19 protein-coding genes are annotated in these 23,639 nt (G+C 38.5%); 12 read left to right on the top strand and 7 right to left on the bottom strand.

All coding sequences use genetic code 11. The features are described 5' to 3' along the window. The 10 genes from G7Y56_RS01805 (at position 1) to G7Y56_RS01760 (ending at position 9,936) form a co-directional block, all read left to right on the top strand. The gene (locus G7Y56_RS01805; RefSeq protein ID WP_165020606.1) at positions 1-1,029 is read left to right on the top strand and encodes a dehydrogenase; all 1,029 of its coding nucleotides are present in this window, start codon (positions 1-3) and stop codon (positions 1,027-1,029) included. Between the two features lie 5 nt (positions 1,030-1,034). Then, positions 1,035-1,874 (top strand): hypothetical protein, encoded by an 840-nt coding sequence (locus G7Y56_RS01800; protein ID WP_165040542.1) that lies wholly within the window; start codon positions 1,035-1,037, stop codon positions 1,872-1,874. 3 nt (positions 1,875-1,877) lie between these two features. Further along, the gene (locus G7Y56_RS01795; protein WP_165040540.1) at positions 1,878-2,939 is read left to right on the top strand and encodes a glycosyltransferase family 1 protein; all 1,062 of its coding nucleotides are present in this window, start codon (positions 1,878-1,880) and stop codon (positions 2,937-2,939) included. 207 nt (positions 2,940-3,146) lie between these two features. Next, positions 3,147-3,845, top strand: coding sequence for a succinate dehydrogenase cytochrome b subunit (locus tag G7Y56_RS01790; RefSeq protein WP_165020603.1), 699 nt, complete (start codon positions 3,147-3,149; stop codon positions 3,843-3,845). A gap of 44 nt (positions 3,846-3,889) precedes the next feature. Next, positions 3,890-5,848 carry a fumarate reductase/succinate dehydrogenase flavoprotein subunit gene (locus G7Y56_RS01785; RefSeq protein ID WP_165040538.1) on the top strand — a complete coding sequence of 653 codons (1,959 nt, stop codon included), beginning with the start codon at positions 3,890-3,892 and terminating at the stop codon, positions 5,846-5,848. Positions 5,849-5,929: 81 nt separating this feature from the next. After that, complete coding sequence (locus G7Y56_RS01780) at positions 5,930-6,295, top strand: four helix bundle protein (RefSeq protein ID WP_165020874.1); 366 nt, start codon at positions 5,930-5,932, stop codon at positions 6,293-6,295. Positions 6,296-6,370: 75 nt separating this feature from the next. After that, positions 6,371-7,126 (top strand): succinate dehydrogenase/fumarate reductase iron-sulfur subunit, encoded by a 756-nt coding sequence (locus G7Y56_RS01775; protein ID WP_165020601.1) that lies wholly within the window; start codon positions 6,371-6,373, stop codon positions 7,124-7,126. A gap of 90 nt (positions 7,127-7,216) precedes the next feature. Beyond that, complete coding sequence (locus G7Y56_RS01770; protein ID WP_165040536.1) at positions 7,217-8,134, top strand: putative 2-dehydropantoate 2-reductase; 918 nt, start codon at positions 7,217-7,219, stop codon at positions 8,132-8,134. A 420-nt stretch (positions 8,135-8,554) separates the two neighbouring features. Continuing rightward, positions 8,555-9,163 carry a GNAT family N-acetyltransferase gene (locus G7Y56_RS01765; protein WP_165040534.1) on the top strand — a complete coding sequence of 203 codons (609 nt, stop codon included), beginning with the start codon at positions 8,555-8,557 and terminating at the stop codon, positions 9,161-9,163. 257 nt (positions 9,164-9,420) lie between these two features. Next, positions 9,421-9,936, top strand: a complete 516-nt coding sequence (locus tag G7Y56_RS01760; RefSeq protein WP_165020598.1) for a hypothetical protein — start codon at positions 9,421-9,423, stop codon at positions 9,934-9,936. 119 nt (positions 9,937-10,055) lie between these two features. Here the strand turns inward: G7Y56_RS01760 and G7Y56_RS01755 are convergent, their stop codons facing one another. After that, positions 10,056-10,691, bottom strand: coding sequence for an HAD family phosphatase (locus G7Y56_RS01755; protein ID WP_165020597.1), 636 nt, complete (start codon positions 10,689-10,691; stop codon positions 10,056-10,058). 220 nt (positions 10,692-10,911) lie between these two features. On the opposite strand from G7Y56_RS01755, the gene G7Y56_RS01750 reads away from it, so the two are divergent. Then, positions 10,912-12,369, top strand: coding sequence for an ATP-binding cassette domain-containing protein (locus tag G7Y56_RS01750; RefSeq protein ID WP_165040531.1), 1,458 nt, complete (start codon positions 10,912-10,914; stop codon positions 12,367-12,369). Positions 12,370-12,452: 83 nt separating this feature from the next. Next, positions 12,453-12,959, top strand: coding sequence for a hypothetical protein (locus G7Y56_RS01745; RefSeq protein WP_165040529.1), 507 nt, complete (start codon positions 12,453-12,455; stop codon positions 12,957-12,959). A gap of 55 nt (positions 12,960-13,014) precedes the next feature. On the opposite strand, the gene G7Y56_RS01740 is transcribed toward G7Y56_RS01745, so the two are convergent. The 6 genes from G7Y56_RS01740 to G7Y56_RS01715 all read right to left on the bottom strand — a co-directional run bounded on the left by G7Y56_RS01740 (position 13,015) and on the right by G7Y56_RS01715 (position 23,624). Next, positions 13,015-13,494 carry a methylglyoxal synthase gene (locus G7Y56_RS01740; protein WP_165020594.1) on the bottom strand — a complete coding sequence of 160 codons (480 nt, stop codon included), beginning with the start codon at positions 13,492-13,494 and terminating at the stop codon, positions 13,015-13,017. A gap of 206 nt (positions 13,495-13,700) precedes the next feature. Continuing rightward, positions 13,701-14,465, bottom strand: a complete 765-nt coding sequence (locus G7Y56_RS01735; RefSeq protein WP_165020593.1) for a C40 family peptidase — start codon at positions 14,463-14,465, stop codon at positions 13,701-13,703. A gap of 104 nt (positions 14,466-14,569) precedes the next feature. Then, positions 14,570-15,118 (bottom strand): C40 family peptidase, encoded by a 549-nt coding sequence (locus tag G7Y56_RS01730; RefSeq protein WP_165040527.1) that lies wholly within the window; start codon positions 15,116-15,118, stop codon positions 14,570-14,572. Positions 15,119-15,214: 96 nt separating this feature from the next. Then, on the bottom strand, positions 15,215-16,639 hold the full coding sequence (locus G7Y56_RS01725) for a glutamate synthase subunit beta (protein ID WP_165020591.1): 1,425 nt from the start codon (positions 16,637-16,639) through the stop codon (positions 15,215-15,217). 16 nt (positions 16,640-16,655) lie between these two features. Continuing rightward, positions 16,656-21,173: a glutamate synthase large subunit gene (gene gltB, locus G7Y56_RS01720; RefSeq protein ID WP_165040525.1), complete on the bottom strand. Its 4,518-nt coding sequence runs from the start codon at positions 21,171-21,173 to the stop codon at positions 16,656-16,658. A gap of 273 nt (positions 21,174-21,446) precedes the next feature. Then, the gene (locus tag G7Y56_RS01715) at positions 21,447-23,624 is read right to left on the bottom strand and encodes a glutamine synthetase III (protein WP_165040523.1); all 2,178 of its coding nucleotides are present in this window, start codon (positions 23,622-23,624) and stop codon (positions 21,447-21,449) included. Positions 23,625-23,639 lie beyond the last annotated feature (15 nt).

The raw sequence follows: 23,639 nt of genomic DNA, 5'->3' as shown, positions 1-23,639 counted from the left end.
ATGGTATATAGAAGTAAAGCTCCTTTCAGACTAGGTTTAGCCGGTGGAGGCACAGATGTTTCGCCTTACTCCGATCTCTTTGGTGGGTGCATTCTTAATGCAACTATCAGTTTATATGCGTATGCAAATATAGAGCCAAGAGAGGATAATAAAATTGTGTTTCGTATTCCACAAACAGGAGAAGAATATATATTCGATTCCGCTCTAGAATTAACTATATTAGGAGATAAAGCGGACTTGATGAAAGGGATATATAATCGCGTTGTCAAGGACTTCGTTGACGCTCCTTTATCCTTCACACTGACTTGCGCTTTAGAAGTGCCTTTTGGCTCAGGATTGGGGACTTCATCTACTCTTGCTATTGCCATATTAGGTGCTTATGCAGAATGGTTATCTTTGCCATTAGGCGAATACGATATGGCCTATTTGGCTTACCTTATAGAGCGTGTAGATTTGAAGCAAGCGGGAGGAAAACAAGATCAATATGCTGCAGCATTCGGAGGTTTCAACTTCATGGAATTTTATTCGGATGACAAGGTTATTGTCAATCCTTTAAGAATAAAGAATGAAACCATTAACGAATTGTCCAACAACCTGTTACTATACTACACCAATTCGAGCCGCAATTCGGGTGATATCATCGAAAAACAACAGAAGAACGTAACTGAGAATAAAGAAAAATCGATAGAGGCTATGCATGGTATCAAACAGCAAGCTTACGAAATAAAAGAAGCTATTCTAAAAAACAATCTCGACGAAATTGGGGATATTCTTCACCGAAGCTGGACTTTCAAAAAAGAAATGGCTGATGGCATTACAACTCCCTTATTTGAAGAATTATACGATACTGCAATAAACGCAGGTGCTTCAGGAGGCAAAATATCCGGAGCCGGTGGCGGTGGATATGTATTTTTTTACTGCCCGGGCAACACTAGATTCGAAGTAGCCAAGGCCTTAGAAAAACTGGGAGGTAAAGTACAGCCATACACTTTTACGAAAAAAGGTTTAGAGACCTGGCATACAAAATAATTCAGATGAAGATAGCTGTTCTTATACGTGTTTATGACAGAATTGAAGATCTGAAATATAATCTCCAAATCATATCCGACACATGGAAGGAAAATGAGTATTATATAATCGTTGTTAGTAATGGTAAGAACAAAGGCTATGAAATACCTTCTGAATCATTACCGCTTATAGATAAGCTCGTCATACTGGAAGAAAACGCAGGACATCGTAAAGGCAACTCTCAATTGTTAATGGAAGGCATTAAATATATTCCCCAAGAATATGATTACACATTAATATTGGAAGCCGACACATGGGTATATACGGATACTATTCATACCAAATACGCCCATTTACTCTCTCAATCACAATATGCCGTTTGGGCTAGTGCCGACTGGTACGACAAATCTTATGGGCTAGCGACAGACTTCGCTCTTATTAAATCTGATTATATAAGAAATAATCCAAAATTATTCGATTTCGAGCTATTCCCTGAATGTCATATATCTAATTTTCTGAGAGATAACAAAGGTAACTATATCTGGATTTCAGAAAATATGCCCGTACATGTACCCAGTTATATAAAATATAAATATCCCTACGTACCGAATATAAAAGAAGGACGTTTCTATGTTTTTCCTAAATCAAAAACAGCAACACATCACATTGAGTTCTTAAAAGGTGGAATGCAACAAAAGAAAGAGTACTTCAATATACTGGCCGATTGTGACTATTTCGCCGATGCTAAAGTATCGAATAAAGCATGGAAACGCTTCAAAATGAGATTCTGGATAGGGCTTACCAAATGTTTTATCAAGAAAAGCTGGTTCAGAAAAAAAATATATATAGAAATACCCAATCAATAAAATATGTTTGTAGTAAACGGTAGATATTTAACTCAGAAAGCAACAGGGGTGCATCGCTACGCCTTCGAGATATGCAATAAACTACACGAAATGGGTGTCGATTTTCATGTTGCTGTACCCAAAGAAATACATCCTGACTACAAATTCAGTTTTAAAACTGTGAAATGCGGTTCATTGAACACCCATCTTTGGGAACAAATATCACTGCCCCGTTACCTAAGGAGCATAGACAGTCCTCTTTTGATAAGCTTTACAGGCTGTGGCCCATTAAACTACAACAATCAGATTATGACCATTCACGACGTATCGCACGAGCGTTATCCTGAATGGTTTTCTAAAAATTACTATCGTTTCTACCATTACATGATGCCTCGTATCGGTCGCAAAGCACATGCTGTACTTACAGTCAGTGAGTTTTCGAAAAACGAAATTGTAGAAACATTAGGACTTGATCCCCAGAAAATACATGTAATACATAGCAATGTACCTTTTCATAATAAGCCATCCAAAGAGGATATATTAAATTACAAACTGGCCCCTGATAGCGAAAGATACATCCTTGCCGTTTCGTCGATGGATCCAAGAAAAAACTTTATCCGCCTTGTCAAAGCATTCAATCTGATTGAAGATAAATCGATCAAACTATATATCATAGGAATGCGCTTTAAGGCATTCAATACACCCGATTTAAAAGAACTGGTAGGAGAAAACATCCATTTACCCGGATATATTGACGACGAAGCACTTCAAACAATGTATCAAAATGCTCTTCTTTCAGTCTATCCTTCTCTCTATGAAGGATTCGGGCTGCCACCACTAGAATCGATGACTTTCGGCTGTCCGGCTATTAATTCAGATATACCCGCCTTGCGTGAAGTAAGTGAAGATGCCGCTTTATATGTCGACCCTTTCGATGTGAACGATATCACAAATAAAATAAACCTATTAGTTAGTGATGCGGATTTACGACAATCGCTTCGAATAAAAGGATTGGAGCAAATAAAAAAATATTCGTGGAAAAAATCAGCTGAACAAGTTTACAAGTTAGCGTGTAAGTTCATGTAATTTAGTCTTGCAACTCTTATTTTTTCGGCTTATTTAAAACAAAAACAGAAAAAGCATTTTGATAAAAAGGCTTGCATTTCCCTTTGATAATCCCTTTATTTAATCTACTTTTGTAAGGTAATAGAAAAAACCGATAGCTTATGTTTATTTTCTATATCGACAACTAAAAAATTAACTATTCTAAAATAACTAAAACAAATTTAATTTATGAGTTGGTTACTTAAATCTTCTATTGGCAAGAAGCTGATAATGAGTATTTCAGGCATCGTTCTTGTCTTATTTTTGTTGTTTCACGTCTCGATGAACGTGACAGCTGTGTTTTCGGAAGATGCTTACAATGCCATTTGTGCTTTATTAGGTGCTAATTGGTATGCCGTAGCAGCAACTGCAGGTTTGGGTGCAATCGTTGCAATCCACTTTATCTACGCGATTATCTTAACGCTTCAAAACCGTAAAGCACGTGGTAACGACCGCTACGCAGTAAACTCTCGTCCTAAAAACGTAGAGTGGGCTTCTCAAAACATGCTAGCGCTGGGCATAATCGTTGTCGGGTTCATGTTACTTCACTTTAGCCAGTTCTGGTACAAAATGATGTTTGCTGAAATAATGGGACATCACGAAGTAGAACTAGGCGGAAATATGGTTTCCCCTCAAGATGGAGCTGCATTTATTAAGTACTACTTCAGTCACCTATGGGTTGTAATAGCCTATTTGGTATGGTATGTGGCACTATGGTTCCATTTGTCTCACGGATTCTGGAGCTCTGTCCAAACTATCGGATGGAATAGCAAAATTTGGATGAATCGCTGGAAAGTGATCGGACAAGTACTTGCGACTGTTATTTGTCTGGGATTTGCTTTTGTAACCATCTATTTTTACGCAAAATCACTTTGCTTATTCGCTTGAGCAGACTGTGATTATTTTTGTTAAAGATTAAAAGAAAAACAGATATGAGTACTATACTAGATCCGAAGAAAGATTCAAAAATTCCAGAAGGTCAATTGGCCGAAAAATGGACTAACTATAAAGCTCACCAAAAACTGGTGAACCCTGCCAACAAACGTCGCTTAGATGTTATTATAGTAGGAACTGGTCTTGCAGGAGCATCGGCAGCAGCATCTCTTGGAGAGATGGGCTTCAATGTATTAAACTTCTGTATCCAAGACTCACCTCGTCGTGCTCACTCTATTGCAGCACAAGGGGGGATCAATGCAGCAAAAAATTATCAAAACGATGGTGACTCTGTTTACCGTCTGTTTTACGATACAATAAAAGGTGGTGACTACCGTGCTCGTGAAGCTAACGTACATCGCCTTGCCGAAGTAGCGAACAGCATTATCGACCAATGCGTAGCTCAAGGAGTTCCTTTTGCACGCGAATACGGTGGTCTTCTAGACAACCGTTCATTTGGTGGAGCTCAGGTTTCCCGTACGTTCTATGCTAAAGGACAAACAGGACAACAATTGCTATTAGGCGCATACTCTGCCCTAAGCCGTCAGGTAAACAAAGGCACAGTAAAACTTTATACCCGTTACGAAATGGTCGATGTTGTTATGATCGACGGTCGTGCACGAGGTATACTTGCCCGCAACCTTACAACAGGTAAGATAGAGCGTTTTGCAGCTCATGCAGTAGTAATCGCTACAGGTGGATACGGAAATACATTTTTCCTTTCTACAAATGCAATGGGATCGAACGGTTCGGCATTGATACAAGCATACAAAAAAGGTGCTTACTTTGCAAACCCTTGCTTCGCTCAAATCCATCCTACTTGTATTCCTGTTCACGGAGAATTCCAATCAAAACTTACTTTGATGTCGGAATCACTTCGTAACGATGGCCGTATCTGGGTTCCCAAAAAGAAAGAAGATGCAGAAGCTATTCGCGCAGGTAAATTAAAACCAACTCAACTTAAAGAAGAAGATAGAGATTACTACTTGGAAAGACGCTATCCTGCGTTTGGTAACCTTGTACCTCGTGACGTTGCTTCACGTGCTGCTAAAGAGAGATGTGATGCCGGATTCGGTGTCGGATCGACAGGACTAGCAGTTTATCTTGATTTCTCTGCAGCAATCGAACGTTTAGGACGTGCAGCAGTAGAAGCCAGATATGGTAACCTTTTCCAAATGTATGAAAAAATTGTAGATGATAATCCATACGAAACTCCGATGATGATTTATCCTGCTATCCATTACACAATGGGTGGTATCTGGGTTGATTATGAGTTGATGACTTCTGTAAAAGGGCTATATGCTCTTGGAGAAGCTAACTTCTCTGATCATGGAGCTAACCGCCTTGGAGCATCGGCTCTTATGCAAGGTTTGGCTGACGGATATTTCGTATTGCCTTATACTATTCAAAATTATTTAGCTGATCAGATTACTGTACCTCGTTTCAGTACTGATCTTCCTGAATTCCAAGAAGCAGAAAATGCAATCAAGGAAAAAGTCGCTAAATTAATGAACATAAAAGGAAAACGCTCAGTAGATTCTATCCACAAGCAACTTGGCCTTATCATGTGGGACAATGTTGGTATGGGACGTACAAAAGAATCTCTAGAGAAAGCTATCGTTGAACTGAAAGAAGTGAAAAAAGAATTTTGGTCTAATGTTCGCATCCCTGGTGAAGCCAGCGATTTGAATACAGAATTAGAGAAAGCGCTACGTCTTGACGACTTTATCGAAATAGGCCTGTTAATGGCTTACGACGGCTTGAACCGTAATGAGTCGTGCGGCGGACACTTCCGTGAAGAGTATCAAACACCGGAAGGTGAAGCATTGAGACAAGATGACCTGTATTCTTATGTTTCGTGCTGGAAATACACAGGCGAAGAAGCTGCTCCTGAACTTATCAAAGAGCCTCTTGATTATGAATTTGTTGTAAGACAACAACGTAACTATAAAGCGTAATTTTAGTTACGAGTTACAAGTTACGAGTTACCAATTGTGAGAGAACAATTAAATAATACGTAACTTCAAAAAGATGAAATGATGAAAACCCATAAAGACCTGATTGTTTGGCAAAAAGGAATCGAATTAGTAAAGTCGATTTATGAAATTACCGATTCTTATCCTAAATCCGAACAATTTGGTTTGGTTTCACAACTAAGAAGATGTTCTGTATCAATTCCATCGAATATAGCTGAAGGATGTGGCAGAAATTCAGATAAAGAGCTGATACAATTCTTATATATAGCACTAGGTTCTGCATCTGAATTAGAAACTCAAGTTATTATATCTGTAGAATTAGGTTTCTTAGAGAAAAATAAAGCAGAGTCTGTTGAAATCTTAGTGAATGAAATTATAAAAATGGTATCCTCATTAATAAAGTCTATAAAAACTCGTATAAAAGATTAATTTATTTATTAATAATAAGTTGCTGCCTTGCAGTTCTCGTAACTCGTAACCCGTAACTTGTAACTTTAAGAAACAATGGATAAAACAATAAATATAACATTAAAAGTTTGGCGTCAAAGAGGTCCTAAAGTAAAGGGAGCTTTTGAAACATATCCGCTTGATGGCATTTCTACCGAAAGCTCATTTCTTGAAATGCTCGATATATTGAATGAAGGTTTGATCAATGACGGAAAAGAACCAATTGTATTCGACCACGACTGTCGCGAAGGTATTTGCGGTATGTGTAGTCTTTACATAAATGGTCATCCTCACGGACCGGACGAGGATATCACGACTTGTCAGTTGCACATGCGTAAATTTAAAGATGGTGAAACTATTACGATTGAGCCTTGGCGTTCGGCAGGATTTCCTGTTATCCGCGACTTGATGGTTGATCGTACAGCTTTCGACCAAATTATGCAAGCAGGTGGTTACGTTAGTGTAAATACAGGTGGCATTCCTGATGCTAATGCAATTCCAATTGCGAAAGCAGATGCCGACGAAGCTATGGACTCTGCATCTTGTATTGGTTGTGGTGCATGTGTTGCTGCTTGTAAAAACGGATCGGCTATGCTATTCGTTTCTGCAAAAGTAAGCCAATTAGCACTACTTCCTCAAGGACGTGTTGAGGCTGCCCGCCGTGCGAAAGCAATGGTTGGTAAAATGGACGAACTAGGCTTTGGTAACTGTACTAACACACAAGCTTGTGAAGTAGAGTGCCCTAAGAATATTTCGATCAGCAATATTGCTCGCTTAAACCGTGAGTTCTTGAAAGCAAAATTCCAAGACTAAATAAGATAATATTATCTTACTATATTGAAAGCGACTATCTCTATCGAGATAGTCGCTTTTACTTTTTACTTATCTTTACAATAAAAAGTTATGTCATTAAAATATGGAGTAATAGGTTCGGGAGCAATAGGTGGATACTATGGTGGTATGCTTGCCCGATCGGGCGAAGAGGTACACTTTCTTTTCCATTCCGATTATGATTATGTGAAAGAGCATGGATTACAAATAGATTCGGTCAATGGAAATTTTAAACTACCATCAGTTTTAGCCTATAATAAAACGGCGAATATGCCGAAGTGTGATGTAGTATTCGTTTGCCTCAAATCGACAAACAACAAGCTTTTAAAAAATTTACTACCACCACTATTACATCAAGATACCGTAGTTATATTGATACAAAACGGATTCGGATTGGAAGCCGATTTACAGCAAGATTTCCCCAGTTTAAGTATCGCGGGTGGATTAGCCTTTATCTGCTCGAATAAGACTGGTGATGGACACATTACCCACCTAGACTACGGCAAGCTCAATATAGGCTCCTATTCATGCACTGATACGGATATATTAGAGAAAGTACACAGCGACTTTCGGCAGGCTGACATTGAAACGCATATCGTAGAATTGTATTCAGCACGCTGGATGAAGCTGGTTTGGAATATACCGTTCAATGGAATGACTGTTGTATTGAATACCACAACCGATAAACTGATGACTAACATCAATACCGATTTACTGATTAATCAAATGATGCTGGAGGTTATTCAGGCTGCCAATCGTGCAGGCTGCTCTATATCGGAATCGTATGCAGATGAAATGATGGATATGACACGGAAAATGACACCATATTCGCCAAGTATGAAACTGGATTTTGACTCGCATCGTCAATTGGAAATAGATTACATCTACTCCCGCCCGATCGAAGAAGCAGCGAAAAATGGATATGATATGAAATATGTTTCAATGCTGGAGAAACAACTTCGATTTATTGAGGCACAGTATTTAAAATAACGTGAGGCAGAGATAAGCATCGTTTATCATTTATAATTGATCTATCTTTCGTCTACCCTGTCATTCCGATACGCAGTGAGGAATCTGTTATTCTATAACAAGTTGCGGTCAAGATTCCTCACTGCGTATCGGAATGACAGGGTAAGTAAAAAAATATAGTTTCTTTCCTTATTACAAACTCACATTTGAATAATATGACTTCTCTTATTATTGACAAAAAACATATACCTTTGTCGCCTATGTTTACTACAAACGATTCTATATTGGTGCTGTAAATAATCTGTAATCTCTTTACAGGTTATCCCTCCGCTTTACTCTGGAATACATCCAGAGAATAATTTCGTATATTTATTTAACTTTTTTAGATTATCAGAGACATCTACATGTCGCATAATTTGAAGATAAACAGCATCAATAATCATGAACAAAAATTATAGAATAAGACAGGAAATCACACAAAATCAATTGAAAATCGAAATCAGGGAAACCAATATAAATGATTTTGAAAGTATAATGAGAGTAGAAAGATTAGGATTTGGCTACAATAAAGAAGCAAAACTGGTCGCTGATCTATTGAGTGACGAAACAGCTGAACCCATAATTTCGCTACTTGCTTTTCATAACGGCGAAGCCGTAGGACATATTTTATTTACGAAAGTAACGTTTGATAATAAAGAGAATTCACCTTTAATGCACATCTTAGCCCCATTGGCTGTTATACCAACCTATCAAAGACAAGGGATCGGAGGAATGCTAATAAAGGCGGGTATCGAAATATTACAAGAAAAAGGATCAAAATTGATTTTTGTTTTGGGACATAAAGAATATTATCCTAAATATGGTTTTACCCCTCATGCGAAAAAATTAGGATTTCCGGCTCCCTATCCTATTCCTGATGAATACGGTGAATACTGGATGGTGCAAGCGATTTCGGAAGATGGTTTAAATGTAGGTAAAGGAAAGATCAAATGTGGCGACACACTTGACAGACCGGAACACTGGAGAGACGATGAGTCTGATAAGATTTAAACGATATCTCTTATATCTGAAAGAGGCTGTCTCAAAATTTTAAATAGAACATAAATTACACTGAGATAACTATCCCTCTTAATCTCTGCAAAAAAAGAAGTAATTCTCTCATTATCCTCCCCCTTCTCAGTGAGCAGGAGGGGGCGTGGTGATTACAAATCCTTCAAATATAGGATTGAGAAAACTAAATGCTTCTAAAAAGTGTTCTTTTAAAAAGAACTATTCTATATTATTTTTAACTTACAGTAAATCAATTTATGACAAAGAAAATATTGTTCCTGCTAGTGTTTTGTATCAGTCTAGCTACTTATGCACAAAGTACATATAGCCAGACAGAAGTGGATCTGAAACTTGAACTTCAAAAAAAAGAGATGGATGAAAAGCTGACAGAGCTAAAAAACGAAAAAGATAAAGCAGATGACAAGATAATAGAACAAAATAATCGTCTTGCTGAAACACAAAGCCGTATGGCAAAAATTATAGATTTGTTTGGAATCATCATTGCGGCATTGACAATTTTGGTTACTATAGCAGGCTTTTTTATGGACAGGAATAATAAGAAGAAAAGGCAAGAGATAGAAGACGAGTTCGATAAATTAAAAGTCGAGAGTGAAAAGCAAATAGACTACATCAGACAACACGCCCAATTAGTTGCCGAAAAAGCACAGTTGATGGTAGAAAAAGCAGCACTCGAAATAGACCATATAAGAGATGAAGCTCATACTTCTTTAGCAGAAATAAATACATGGAAAAATACCAATGAAGAGCCTTGATTAGAAAATGAGAACGAAAGCTTAGAATTTGCTTCTTGGTATAGAAAAAAACGTCCTAACAAAAGGCGACTGTCTGAAATAGAGAGCCGCCTTTTGTTATTATTGATTTTATATTAAAACTATAAATAAGAAATCACTTTCGGTAGGTCAGAGAAATCGGGCATCACGTCATGCACCTTATCTTGCAATTCTTCTACCGAAAAAGATGTAGATAAACCTACAACCTTCATTCCTGCTGTTGTAGCCGCTTGTATCCCGAATAATGAATCTTCGAAGACAAGACATTCTTCGGGTAGTGATCCTAAATCTTTAGCGGCTAAAAGAAAGCACATAGGATCGGGTTTTCCTCGAGTTATGCGATTTGCCGTAACTTCCGTATCGAATACCCCGACTAGGTTTAACTTATCCAAAGCTATCTCCATTTTGAAATCGGGCGAACTGGTTACCAACCCCACTTTGTAGCCATTCTTTTTAAGATGTGCAATAAACTCAAATATTCCGGGAACCAATGGAAAATCCATTTTCAATTCGAATTCATCTGATTCTCTTACAATCTGAGCTTTCTCCTCATCAGTGAAATCAGAGAAATATTTTTCCAATACGTACGAAAAAGTGACACCTCTTGCACACGATGCAAAATCGGCTATCCCCAACTTATATTTCTCTGCTAACCAATCGGAAAAAATATCATATTGAGGTTCTGTATCAGCAATAACCCCGTCAAAATCGAAAAGAACTGTTGTAATTCGTGCCATAGTATTTTTGTTTTAAAATATAAAGATAGCCCTTTTTCTGTACCTTTGCAATACACTTTTTATTAGGTACGAAATCAAGAGATAGCATATTTTCAAGTTTATCTATATATAAAATAAATCGCTGAAAGTAACAGAAAAGGTTACATTCAATAACAGGGTGAAAGTGTTACTTTTGTTACTTTTTTGAAACAAACCTATAAGCAAACAACTATAATATAAGATGGAGCAAAGAACAATTATTGAGATAGCGGGTGCAGTCCCCCGATTCGAACAGCTGCTATTCGACAAACCAATAGACTGGAAAATAGAAGACGGACAGCATTGGGCAATTATAGGGCCAAACGGAGGTGGTAAGACACTGTTGACAGATATTCTACTCAGCAAATATGCTTTAAAAAGTGGTGAAATTATCTGTAAAGATGAGAAAGGTTACAATCTGCCTGTTTCTTCTGTCGTTAAAAGTGTGGCTTTCCGTGACATATATAGTATAGTTGATACACAAAACAGTTACTACCAGCAACGTTGGAATAAAGGCGACGAACAGGTAGTTCCTGTTGTAAAAGAACTTGTGAAAAATGCAGATCAGACATGGCTTGACACCTTGGTAGGATGGTTTGGAATATCCGAACTGATGGAAAAGGAAGTAAATATGTTGTCGAGTGGAGAATTACGCAAATTCCTTATTGTACGCTCCCTCCTATCCCGACCTCGAATAATGATACTGGACAATCCTTTTATAGGCTTAGACGCAGCTTCGCGTGTTGTTTTGAACGATTTGCTAACACGTCTATCCAACTTAGAACATTTGCAAATTGTACTGGTTCTTTCTAATCCGGCAGATATTCCCGATATGATAACGAATATCTTACCAATCGGCGACAAGCATATATATCCTGCAACAAGCAAAAATGAATTCTGTAACAACAAAGAATTTATTGAAAACCTGTTTAAAACAACTAAGACAGGCGATATAGAAAAACTAAAAGACAATTATAAAAACGATTGGCTAGCTTTCGAAAATGCTGCAACACTAAAAAACATACAAATAAGATATGGCGCACGTACCATACTTAAAGATTTAGACTGGCAAGTGAAACGAGGTGAGAAATGGGCTCTGCTCGGTGTCAATGGTTCAGGAAAATCGACATTACTAAGTCTTATCTGTGGCGACAATCCACAAGCATATGCAAACGACATTACACTTTTCGACCGCAAACGTGGAACGGGAGAAAGCATCTGGGATATAAAAAAACGTATTGGTTATGTCTCACCCGAAATGCATCTCTACTACCTCAAAAATGTGAGATGTCTGGATGTAGTCAGTTCCGGTTTTTTCGATACTATCGGGTTGTACAGAAAGTGCAATGAAGAACAAGAGAAAGTTGCTTTGGAATGGATGAAGATATTCAATATCGAGCACATCAAAGATGTCTCTTTCCTTAATATATCGTCGGGCGAACAACGTCTGATACTATTAGCGCGTGTGTTTGTCAAAAATCCGGATCTGCTTATTCTGGATGAGCCCCTACATGGGTTAGATATAGTAAATAAACAACGAGTAAAAAAGATAATAGAGGATTTTTGCGATGCAGATAAATCTCTTATCTATGTAACACATTACGAAGATGAAATTCCAAATACAGTTAGTGACCGTTTAGTGCTGGAAAAAAGGCAATAAATACGCTCAATTAAATGATTGAAAAAACTATATTTATTATTCAATTGTTAACTTCTAATAGTAACAAAAACAATAGATTAATTATGAATAAAATTCTATTCTTAGCAGTTATCTCGGCATTTATATTAAGTAGTTGTTCGTCAAAAACACCTCAACCGATAGACCAAGGAGAAAAGGCTTCTACTGAAAATACAATAGAAACAGAACCATCGATTCAACTATATCCGGTCGACGGTTATTTCTCAACGGTAAAACTAACTGAACCGAAAGTATATATTTTAGATCAGGCAACATTCGAAAAGAATTTCCAACCGGCAAAAACAATGGAAAACTCTCCGACCGAAATTAATTTCGACATGGAAAAGGTTGGTGCTATTGTTCTACCGGAAACTCCATTTGAAACAACAATAACAATAGATAGTACAAGTCTATACAACAAGACATTGCATATCTACTATTCGATTAATAAAGGGCAAGAAAAAAGGACATTCACAATAATACCAACAGAGATATTCACATTCGATGCCGAAGTCGATGCAGCATCTGTATCGTTCGACAACGAAGGGAGATCCATTAAGATCGACCTATAATCTTCTGTTAGACATAGATAAAAAGAAAGCCGATTAGAAATCTAACCGGCTCTTTTTATTCCATCACTTTACGATACAAAGCATCGAATTTTTTCCTGTCGAATTTTTCATATTTAGGTTTAGTCGGTAGGTAATCCGAATCATCCCATAAAGTGCTTGTAATCATCAGATCCGCGCTATATCGATTACATGCGATAGGCACATTATGAACACGACACTGACGAAGTAGCATCATAATATCGGCTTCATGAGGTTGCGGATTCAAGTCGTCGATCAAGAAGATAGCTAAATCTACTTCGTGACGTACTACCATCGCAGCAATTTCGGCATCTCCTCCTAAAGGACCCGAATTCATGCGAGTTATATCAGCTACAATACCTTTTTCTTTGAATGATTGAGCAACAAGACTACCTGTTGTCCCCGTACAAACAAGGTGATGTTTAGACAAGAACTCTGAGTTATAATAACACCATTCTACCATATCGGCTTTACGATGATCGTGTGCAACAAGTGCAATTGTAAGTTTTTTCTTCATATCTTTTATTCTAAGGTCTAAGACCTGTTAATATTTTCTGTAACAACTATGTGATATAGCTACAAATAAGAACTATACCTACTCAAAGATAAAACATTTTCATCTCAAATATGTTTCGTTTCGGTTAATAGTTTTACTCTTGCTATAAAAAGAAAAAAGAGATACACATATGCATCTCCTCTCTTATATTGTTTTACGGATCTAACTCAATCCAAGCGGCCGCCTTTACGCCAAGTCTTACTGTAATAACCTTCGATCAAAGAGCTTACAATAACACCTTTTTTGATGGATGCATGAGCAAACAACCCATCACCAAGATACACACCTACATGGTTAATATATTTTTTACCAAAAGTAGAGAAGAATACTAAATCTCCCGGCTCTAATTCATCTTTAGGAAGAGACTCTTTCACGTCTTTTGCTATCTGAGTACTTACACGTGAAATTTTCTTGTCGAAAACGGTATTATAAATAATATTCGTAAAGCCTGAACAGTCTACACCTTTACGGCTCATACTGCCTCTGCGATAACGTGTACCTAACCAATCTGCCACTTCACGGTATAAATCCAGATTCTTAGCATCTTTTATGCGTACACCCAATACTTCGGATAATTCCTTTATTTCTTGTTGTTCGATAAGTTTTGCCTGAAGAGCTACAGTACCAACAGACATTTCTTCATGAAAAGCGAGATTAGTTGGTGAAAGAGCTGAATTGGGTTGATCTACGAGAACTTTATCTATGCGGGGAAGGTATATTGAATTACCGTTTTGGGTAGTTAATTCTATATTTTGTGAGGATTGTATTAGTTCAAGGGATTTAGCTGTTAATGTTGTTGCGTCTGAAGTTGTCTTTTTCTTTTCTTTTGGTGCTTTCATCGTCTCATCTACTGCTGCGAATGATGATGCTGAACCTATGAGTAAGGCCAAAAGTAAGGAGAAGAATTTAGACGTATTGTTTGATAAGGACATGCGTAATATTTTTTTGAATTCGTGAATATACACATTATGACCAATAAATGAAAATTTGAGTTATAATAATGTTGTTTTTTTAGATAATTTAAGTTCTATAAGAATTACCTAACACGTCCGCCTTTTTTCCATGTTCGCTTATAATAATCCTCCTTAAGGCTGCTCACAATCACACCGTTAGATGTAGATGCGTGAATAAACCAGTCATCTTTAAGATAAATACCAACATGACTTATTTTCTTCTTGTTTCCCGTTGTAGCAAAGAAAACCAGATCACCTGTCCGCAAGCTCCCCTTCGAAACGTGGTGCATTTTCATATCCGCGAGATCGTTTGTAGAACGAGGCAGTTTTTTACCATATACCTTTTGAAAGATGATAGAAGCAAAACCCGAGCAATCTAACCCCTTGCGTGTTTGCCCACCATAGCGATAAGGAACACCTAACCAAAGAGAAGATTCTGCGTATAAACCCATATTTTTATCATCATCCTTATTGATGTTGCTAAGTTCAATTCCTAATTTTCTAGATAAGTCCGCCACTTCTTTAGGATCATATAAAGCACCCGGTTGCGAAGATCTTTGTACGCCACAAGAGCTCATCAGAATGACAAACAGAATGAGAACCGAGCAATTCGTTATTAGATATTTCGACATAGATAAAGTATTGTTTGACTGTAAAGATAGTCATTATAAGAAAAAAGACGAACCCTGATAACAAGATTCGTCTTTCAATTATACGATATGTAATGATTATCCTTTCAGGTAATCATTGATATGTTGTGCTGTTTTACGCCCCGAAGCTATACTTGTAACAACAAGCGATTGTCCGCTGACACAGTCGCCCGTAGCAAATACTTTAGCTACACTGGTAGCTCGGTTAGCATCCGTCACAACATTATGGCGAATATCATCGGTTTTCAATTTCATTTCGGCCAAGAGACCTTCTTGTATAGGGTGAACAAAGCCTAGAGCCAGAAACACGAGATCTACTTTATGAATCTCGGGAATACCGACTTCTTTCATAACGTGTTTACCTTGCTCATCCTTCTCCCATGCAACCTCAACAAGTTCAACTCCGGTTAATACACCATTCTCCCCGATAAATCGCTTTGTATTGAGCGACCAACGGCGATCACAACCTTCGAGATGGGATGAAGATGTTTTCAATACAGCAGGAAATGGCACAGGCCAAGGGTTTTCGATATCCTCTAATTTAGCAGGCTTAGGCATAATCTCTATTTGAAGAACATTAGCCGCCCCTTGTCGATTAGCTGTACCGATACAGTCTGAACCGGTATCTCCACCACCGATAACGAGTACATTCTTACCTTTGGCATCAATTATCTGAGCAGATGGAATCTCGTCTTTAGCCACTAACTTATTTTGCACGGTAAGATATTCCATTGCATAATAGACTCCTTTTAGTTCTCGCCCTTCGACAGGAAGATTACGTGGTACTTGCGAGCCGATAGCAACACAAACAACATCATTATCCTTTAACAGGTTCTTTCCCTTAATGTCTTTGCCAACCTCAACGTTAGTAACAAATTTCACGCCTTCGGCTTCCATCAGTTTTATACGCCTATCTATAACGTTCTTATTTAATTTAAAGTCAGGTATACCAAAACGAAGTAAGCCACCAACACGAGCACTCTTTTCATATACTGTCACTTCATGACCTTTACGGTTCAATTGATTGGCAACAGCCAAGCCCGATGGCCCTGAACCGATTATCGCTACTTTCTTTCCCGTACGATGAGTAGGTATTTGCGGCTGTATAAATCCATCATTAAAGGCATGTTCTAATGCAGCAGCCTCATTCTCACGGATTGTTACAGGAGCACGATGAATCGATAGCACACACGACCTCTCACATGGCGCAGGACAAATACGTCCTGTAAATTCGGGGAAATCGTTCGTCTGCATCAACACCTCTGCTGCCAACTTCCAATTTCCTTTATAAATATAATCCTGCCATTCGGGCATTTTATTACCCAATGGGCAGCCCCAATGACAAAACGGTATACCGCAGTCCATACAACGGGATGCTTGCTCGCGTCTGTCTTCCGTATTTAGAGTTTGTTCAACTTCACTAAAATCAAGGACACGATCTTGTACCGGACGGTATCCTGCGTCTTTTCTCTTTACTGTTAAAAATGCTTTTGGATTTCCCATAATTATCGTCCTCCTCTTAATAGTCAAATTCTACCTGAGCTATTTTCTTTTTGATAGCTTCTAATTTTTCGTCTTGTAACACTTTCTTATATTCTATCGGAGTTACCTTCATAAATTTCTCTACTTCGGTATTCCAATTGTCAAGAATATATTTTGCCCGAGGACTGTTTGTATAGTGATAATGATTGTTTATCAACTGACGAAGTTCTTTACTGTCGTAGTTATCTTCGATCAATGTCAATTCCACCATTTGCATATTACAATAATAATCGAAGTCGCCATCTATGTTATAGACATAGGCAACACCTCCACTCATTCCGGCGGCGAAGTTGCGTCCTGTTTTACCAAGGACAACCGTACGACCACCTGTCATATATTCACAGCAGTGATCTCCTGCTCCTTCTACTACGGCTATCGCTCCACTATTGCGAACACAGAAGCGCTCACCTACTCGTCCGTTGATATAAATTTCGCCCGACGTAGCACCATACAATAATGTATTACCTGCGATGATATTATCTTCGGGTTTGAAGGTAGACACAGCAGGCGGAACAATAATAATTTTACCACCCGATAAACCTTTACCTACATAGTCATTCGCATCACCTTCCAACCTGAATGTTACTCCATGAGCAAGGAACGCCCCAAAACTCTGACCGGCTGCTCCTTTGAACGAACATTGGATTGTATCGACAGGAAGACCGGCATTTCCATACTTCTTAGCTATTTCGCCCGAAAGCATTGCTCCAACTGTACGGTCTGTATTTCTGATTACCTTAGTCATCTGAACAGGCATCTTTTTATCGACAGCTATACGGGAAGTAGTTATTAAACTTCTGTCAAGCACATCGTCCAGTTTATGCTCCTGATCTTTTATATGATGTATAGCGTTTTCTTTAGCTTCAATAGGAAAATACATCAGACGTGAAAAATCAAGCTTCTTCACTTTCTCATTAGCATCGCTCTTCATATATTCCAATAAATCGGCTCTGCCGACTACCTCATCTAATGATTTGAATCCTAATCGAGCCAAGTGCTCACGCACTTCTTCCGCCAAAAAGTTAAAATAGCTGATCAAGTATTCGCTTTTTCCGATAAATTTATCTCTCAATTCTTTATTTTGAGTAGCCACTCCTACGGGGCAAGTATTCAAGTGACACTTACGCATCATTATACATCCTAACACGATAAGAGCGCTCGTAGCAAAACCAAATTCTTCAGCTCCGAGCATCGCAGCAACAATTATGTCGTGTCCTGTTTTTAACTGACCATCCGTTTGCAAACGAATCTGTCCACGAAGATTATTTAAAACAAGCGTTTGTTGAACCTCAGCCAATCCTATTTCGAGAGGAAGACCTGCATGCTTGATCGAACTTGCGGGACTAGCACCTGTACCCCCTTCGCATCCGCTGATAACAATACGATCGGCTTTTGCTTTTGCTACACCGGCAGCAATAGTACCTACTCCACTTTCAGAAACAAGTTTCACACTTATCTGCGCTTTTGGATTAACACTTTTAAGATCGAATATCAATTGAGCCAAATCTTCGATAGAATAAATATCGTGATGTGGCGGTGGTGATATCAATGATATGCCGGGAATAGAATGACGTGTTTTTGCAATCACATCATCTACTTTAAATCCGGGCAATTGTCCACCCTCTCCGGGTTTTGCGCCCTGAGCTATCTTAATCTGAATTTCATCTGCATTAACCAAATATTCAGTAGTGACACCAAAACGTCCCGAAGCCACTTGCTTAATAGACGAACGTGCGTTGGTTGCAAAGCGTTCTGGTAACTCGCCCCCCTCGCCTGTATTACTCTTTCCACCGATTGCATTCATGGCAATAGCCATTGCCTCATGTGCTTCCCGACTGATGGAACCGAAAGACATAGCGCCTGTTACAAATCGTTTTGTAATGGCTGATATAGGCTCTACTGCTTTTATATCTAATGGCTTCTTACTTGGTTCGAAATCTAAGAAATCACGTAAGAATATCTTTTCCGATTTAGTATCGATAAAATGCGTATATTCTTTGAACATCTTATAACTACCCAAGCGAGTGGCCAATTGCAGTTTAGAAATTGTTTCAGGATTCCAGGCATGCCTTTCTCCATCACGACGCCAAGAATATATTCCCTGGTTAATTAACGAAGGATCTTCAAAATCCTCTTCGAATGCTTCGAAGAAAGGATTGATAGCTTCGCGTGCAATATCGTCTAAGTCTATACCTCCAATCTTGGAGGTTGTACCTACGAAATATTTATCAATAACCTCTGTACTAATGCCTATTGCTTCAAACAACTGAGCACCTAAATAACTTTTCAGTGTAGAGATACCCATTTTAGACATTGTCTTGAGTAAGCCTTTATTGATAGACTTCACATAATTCTTCATCGCAGTATAGAAATCAAGATGAATATCACCTTTCTTTACTACATCTTCTATCACTGCCAGTGCTAAGTATGGGTTAACGGCATTGGCACCATAACCAAACAATAATGCAAAATGCATTACTTCGCGAGGTTCTGCCGATTCTACAACTATATCTATCTGCATACGCTTACGGCATGCTACCAAATAATGATGAACTGCCGATACTGCAAGCAATGACGGTATCGCGATATGATCTTTATCTACACCTCTATCGCTAATAACAATATAATTGCTACCGCTATCTACGGCCTCTTCTACTTTCTTACAAAGCTCGTCGATCGCTTGTTCTAAACCTTTAGTTCCTGCTTTAGGATCGAATAACATCGGTATAACTTCGGCTTTAAATCCTTTATATCCCAGATGAACCAACAAATCCAATTCTCTATTAGATAGAAATGGATTGGATAACCCCACCATTTTTGTATGTTCGGGGATAGGATCGAGCACATTTTTATGCAGTGAACCGATATAGCCTTCTAACGACATCACCAACTCTTCACGAATAGGATCGATAGGCGGATTGGTTACCTGCGCAAACTGCTGACGGAAGTAGTTAAACAATCGCTGCGGCTTCTCCGACAACACGGCTACCGGAGTATCATTACCCATCGATGCAGTAGGTTCTTTGCCATCGTTAGCCATCGGAATAAGTATATTCTCAATATCCTCTCTATAATATCCGAATGCTTTTAGCAGTTTGGTATAATTATCTACACTGTATTTTATAGTACGTCCCGAAGATATATCATCGAGCGATATTCTGTTTTTATTCAGCCACTCACGGTATGGATATGCTTTTGCTAAGTTTTCTTTCAACTCTGCATCGTATTGGATAGCACCTGTTTCGGTATCTATCATTAACATTTTACCGGGCTTCAAACGTCCTTTTTCTTTTATTTCAGATGGCTCGAACGGTAACACTCCCATTTCGGAAGCAACTACCATTATGTCATTGTGCGTCATCAGATAACGAGCAGGACGAAGTCCGTTTCTATCCAACAAACCTCCTGCATAACGACCATCGGTAAACAAGATCGTAGCCGGTCCGTCCCAAGGTTCCATAAACATACTATGATATTCGTAGAATGCTTTCAAGTCGCTTGATATAGGGTTCTTATCGTTCCACGATTCAGGTATCATCATCGCCATGGCATGGGGTAATGATTTACCAGACATAACCAAGAATTCAAGCACATTATCGAAAGATGCACTATCACTCATATAGGGCTGAACGATAGGCCAAAGTTCGTTTATATTACCTAATTGTTCTGATTTAAGAACACTTTCGCGAGCTTCCATCCACAGGCGGTTACCTTTTATGGTATTAATCTCACCATTGTGAGCCACCATACGGAAAGGATGAGCTAAATCCCATGTAGGAAATGTATTGGTACTGAAACGTGAATGTACCAGAGCAATCGCACTGGTCAGATACGGATTTAAAAGATCGGGGAAATAGTGTCGCAATTGTTCCGACGACAACATCCCTTTATATATTATACGTTTAGTTGACAAGCTAACAATATAAAACGCTCTTTTAGTTTCGTTCGAGAAGATTGTCGAATTAACTATCTCACGCTCTATTTTTTTACGTAAAAGATAAAGTTTATGTTCCAGTTCATCCGGAGACATTCCTTCATCGCCAACGACAAATATCTGTTTAATCATCGGCTCATTCTCCAATGCCATCTCTCCCAGAATATCACTATTCACAGGCACGTCACGCACTGCCGAAAGTATCAGTTTTTCTTTATCGATATATTGTTTGAGTGTAATCATACATGCCTCAGCTTCTTTTTCACCTTTAGGCAAGAAGACGAGACCTGTACCATAATGACCTTTCTCTGGGACAGCTATCCCTTGAAGTAATATAAACTCGTGCGGTATCTGCAACATAATACCTGCACCATCTCCAGTTTTATTATCGGCATTCTCAGCTCCACGATGGGTCATGTTCTCCAATACACGAAGTCCATTCTCAACTATAGTGTGAGACTTGGCCCCCTTCAGATGAAGTACCATTCCTACCCCGCAAGCGTCATGCTCATAAGCAGGGTCGTATAAACCGTACTGCGCTGCTGATCTTAAATTTTGCATATTTTTAGTTGATATAAAGGATGAAAGAGAAATAGACACTCTCCTAAACTAATTCTATTGACAAATATACTGTTTTTGAACATAAAAATATGATTTTTGCTTTAAAAAGTTTGTTATTCTTACCAAAATATACTTTTAACCACATTTATATAACAAAAGAACAAACAACAATGTTGTAAAATAAATCATTATATACCCAATATAAAACAAATACTCCCGACTTCTGTTTGAAACCGGGAGTATTTTATTTTATCATAAATTGATTATCGATCATTATCTGATAAACAGTAGTTCTCTGTATTTAGCCAAAGGCCACATTTCGTTATCTACAATTAATTCCAGCTTATCTACATGATAACGGATTTCATCTAAATAAGGAGCCACATTATCGTGGTATGCAATTGCTTTTTCACGTTCGCTCTCTATGTTGTTTGCAGCTTTACGGGCATCAACCATTTCATGAACCTTTGCATTGATAGAATTCACATGTGTAGAAATCTTTTCGATCAAACGCATTTGCTCTGCTCCCAATTGTTTGTAATCCAACGATACTTCTTTCAATTTAGCAACATTTGTCAACAATATCGATTGGTAGCTGATTGCAACCGGAATAATATGATTTAAAGCAAGATCACCTAATACACGAGACTCTATCTGTATCTTTTTCACATAAGTTTCCCATTTCACCTCGTTACGAGCATGAAGTTCAACTTCTGAAAGGATACCGTGGAATGTTTTCACACTTTGCTTAGATGTGTAGCTATCATAAATAACAGGAACACTTGTTTCACAATCAAGTTTACGTTTATTAGCTTCTGCTTTCCACTCATCGCTATATCCGTTACCATTAAAACGAATTGGACGAGACTCTTTAATATATTTCTTCAACACTTCATAAAGTGCTTCTTCTTTCGATTTTCCGCCTTTAATCAAAGTATCCACTTCTGATTTGAAAACAACTAATTGCTCTGCTACGGATGCATTAAGAGCAGTCATACCGGATGCACAGTTAGCCGATGACCCAACAGCACGGAACTCGAAACGATTTCCTGTAAATGCAAATGGAGATGTACGGTTACGGTCGGTATTATCCAGCAATATCTCAGGTATTTGCCCAACACCCAGACTGATTTGCTTTTTGTTATCTACAACAATCGCATCTTTTACCGAGCTTTTCTCAAATTTATCAAGAATATCACTCACTTGTGTACCTAAGAATACAGAAATAATAGCCGGAGGTGCTTCGTTAGCACCAAGACGATGCGCATTCGTTGCCGAAGATATTGAAGCTTTCAACAAACCGTTATTTTTATGCACAGCTGCAAGTATGTTAACAACGAAAGTAATAAAGCGAAGATTTTCCACCTTATCTTTTCCCGGTGATAACAAATTGATACCGGTATCTGTACATATCGACCAGTTGTTATGTTTTCCCGAACCATTGATTCCTCTGAATGGTTTTTCGTGGAATAATACGCGGAACGAATGTTTACGCGCTACCTGATCCATTATTGACATCAGTAGCAAGTTGTGGTCTACAGCCAAATTACATTCTTCGTAAATAGGAGCTAATTCGAACTGGTTAGGAGCAACCTCGTTGTGACGGGTTTTCACAGGGATACCCAGTGCATACGATTCATACTCTAATTCTTCCATAAATTTAAGAACACGTAGCGGAATCGATCCGAAATAATGATCTTCCAATTGTTGATTTTTCGCACTTTCGTGACTCATCAATGTTCTGCCTGTCAAAGCTAAATCGGGACGAGCCGAATAAAGATCTTGGTCTACCAAGAAATATTCTTGTTCCCAACCTAAATTAATAATCGCAGATTTAACATCTTTATTAAAGTAATGACACACATCGGCAGTTGCCTTACCTATTGCAGCCAAAGATTTTAATAATGGTGTCTTATAGTCGAGCGCCTCCCCCATATAAGATATAAAGATGGTAGGAATACAAAGTGTATCACCCATAATAAACGCAGGAGACGATGGATCCCATGCCGAATATCCACGTGCTTCGAATGTATTACGAAGTCCTCCCGATGGGAAACTCGATGCATCGGGCTCTTGTTGAGCCAATAATTTCCCACTAAATTCTTCGATCATACCACCTTGCCCATCGTGCTCAACGAAAGCATCATGCTTTTCAGCTGTACCGTCGGTTAAGGGATGAAACCAGTGTGTATAATGCGTTACTCCGTTTTCTAAAGCCCACATGCGCATACCTGCTGCCACGTGCTCAGCAAGACCACGATCTACTGTCGATCCTTTATCAATAGCATCAAAAAGAGCTTTGAATGTTGCTTTGGACAGATATTTAGCCATCGCATTACGATTAAATACCTTTTCTCCGTAATACTCCGATGTTTTACGAGTAGGAGCAACCACTTCGAGTGGTTTCCTATTTGAGGCTGCCGCTACTGCTTTGAAACGTAACTTTGACATAAAATTTATTATTTA

It is taken from the genome of Dysgonomonas sp. ZJ709 (assembly GCF_011039195.1).
In the GTDB taxonomy this organism is placed as follows: domain Bacteria; phylum Bacteroidota; class Bacteroidia; order Bacteroidales; family Dysgonomonadaceae; genus Dysgonomonas.
This window is presented reverse-complemented; position numbering and strand designations above follow the sequence as displayed.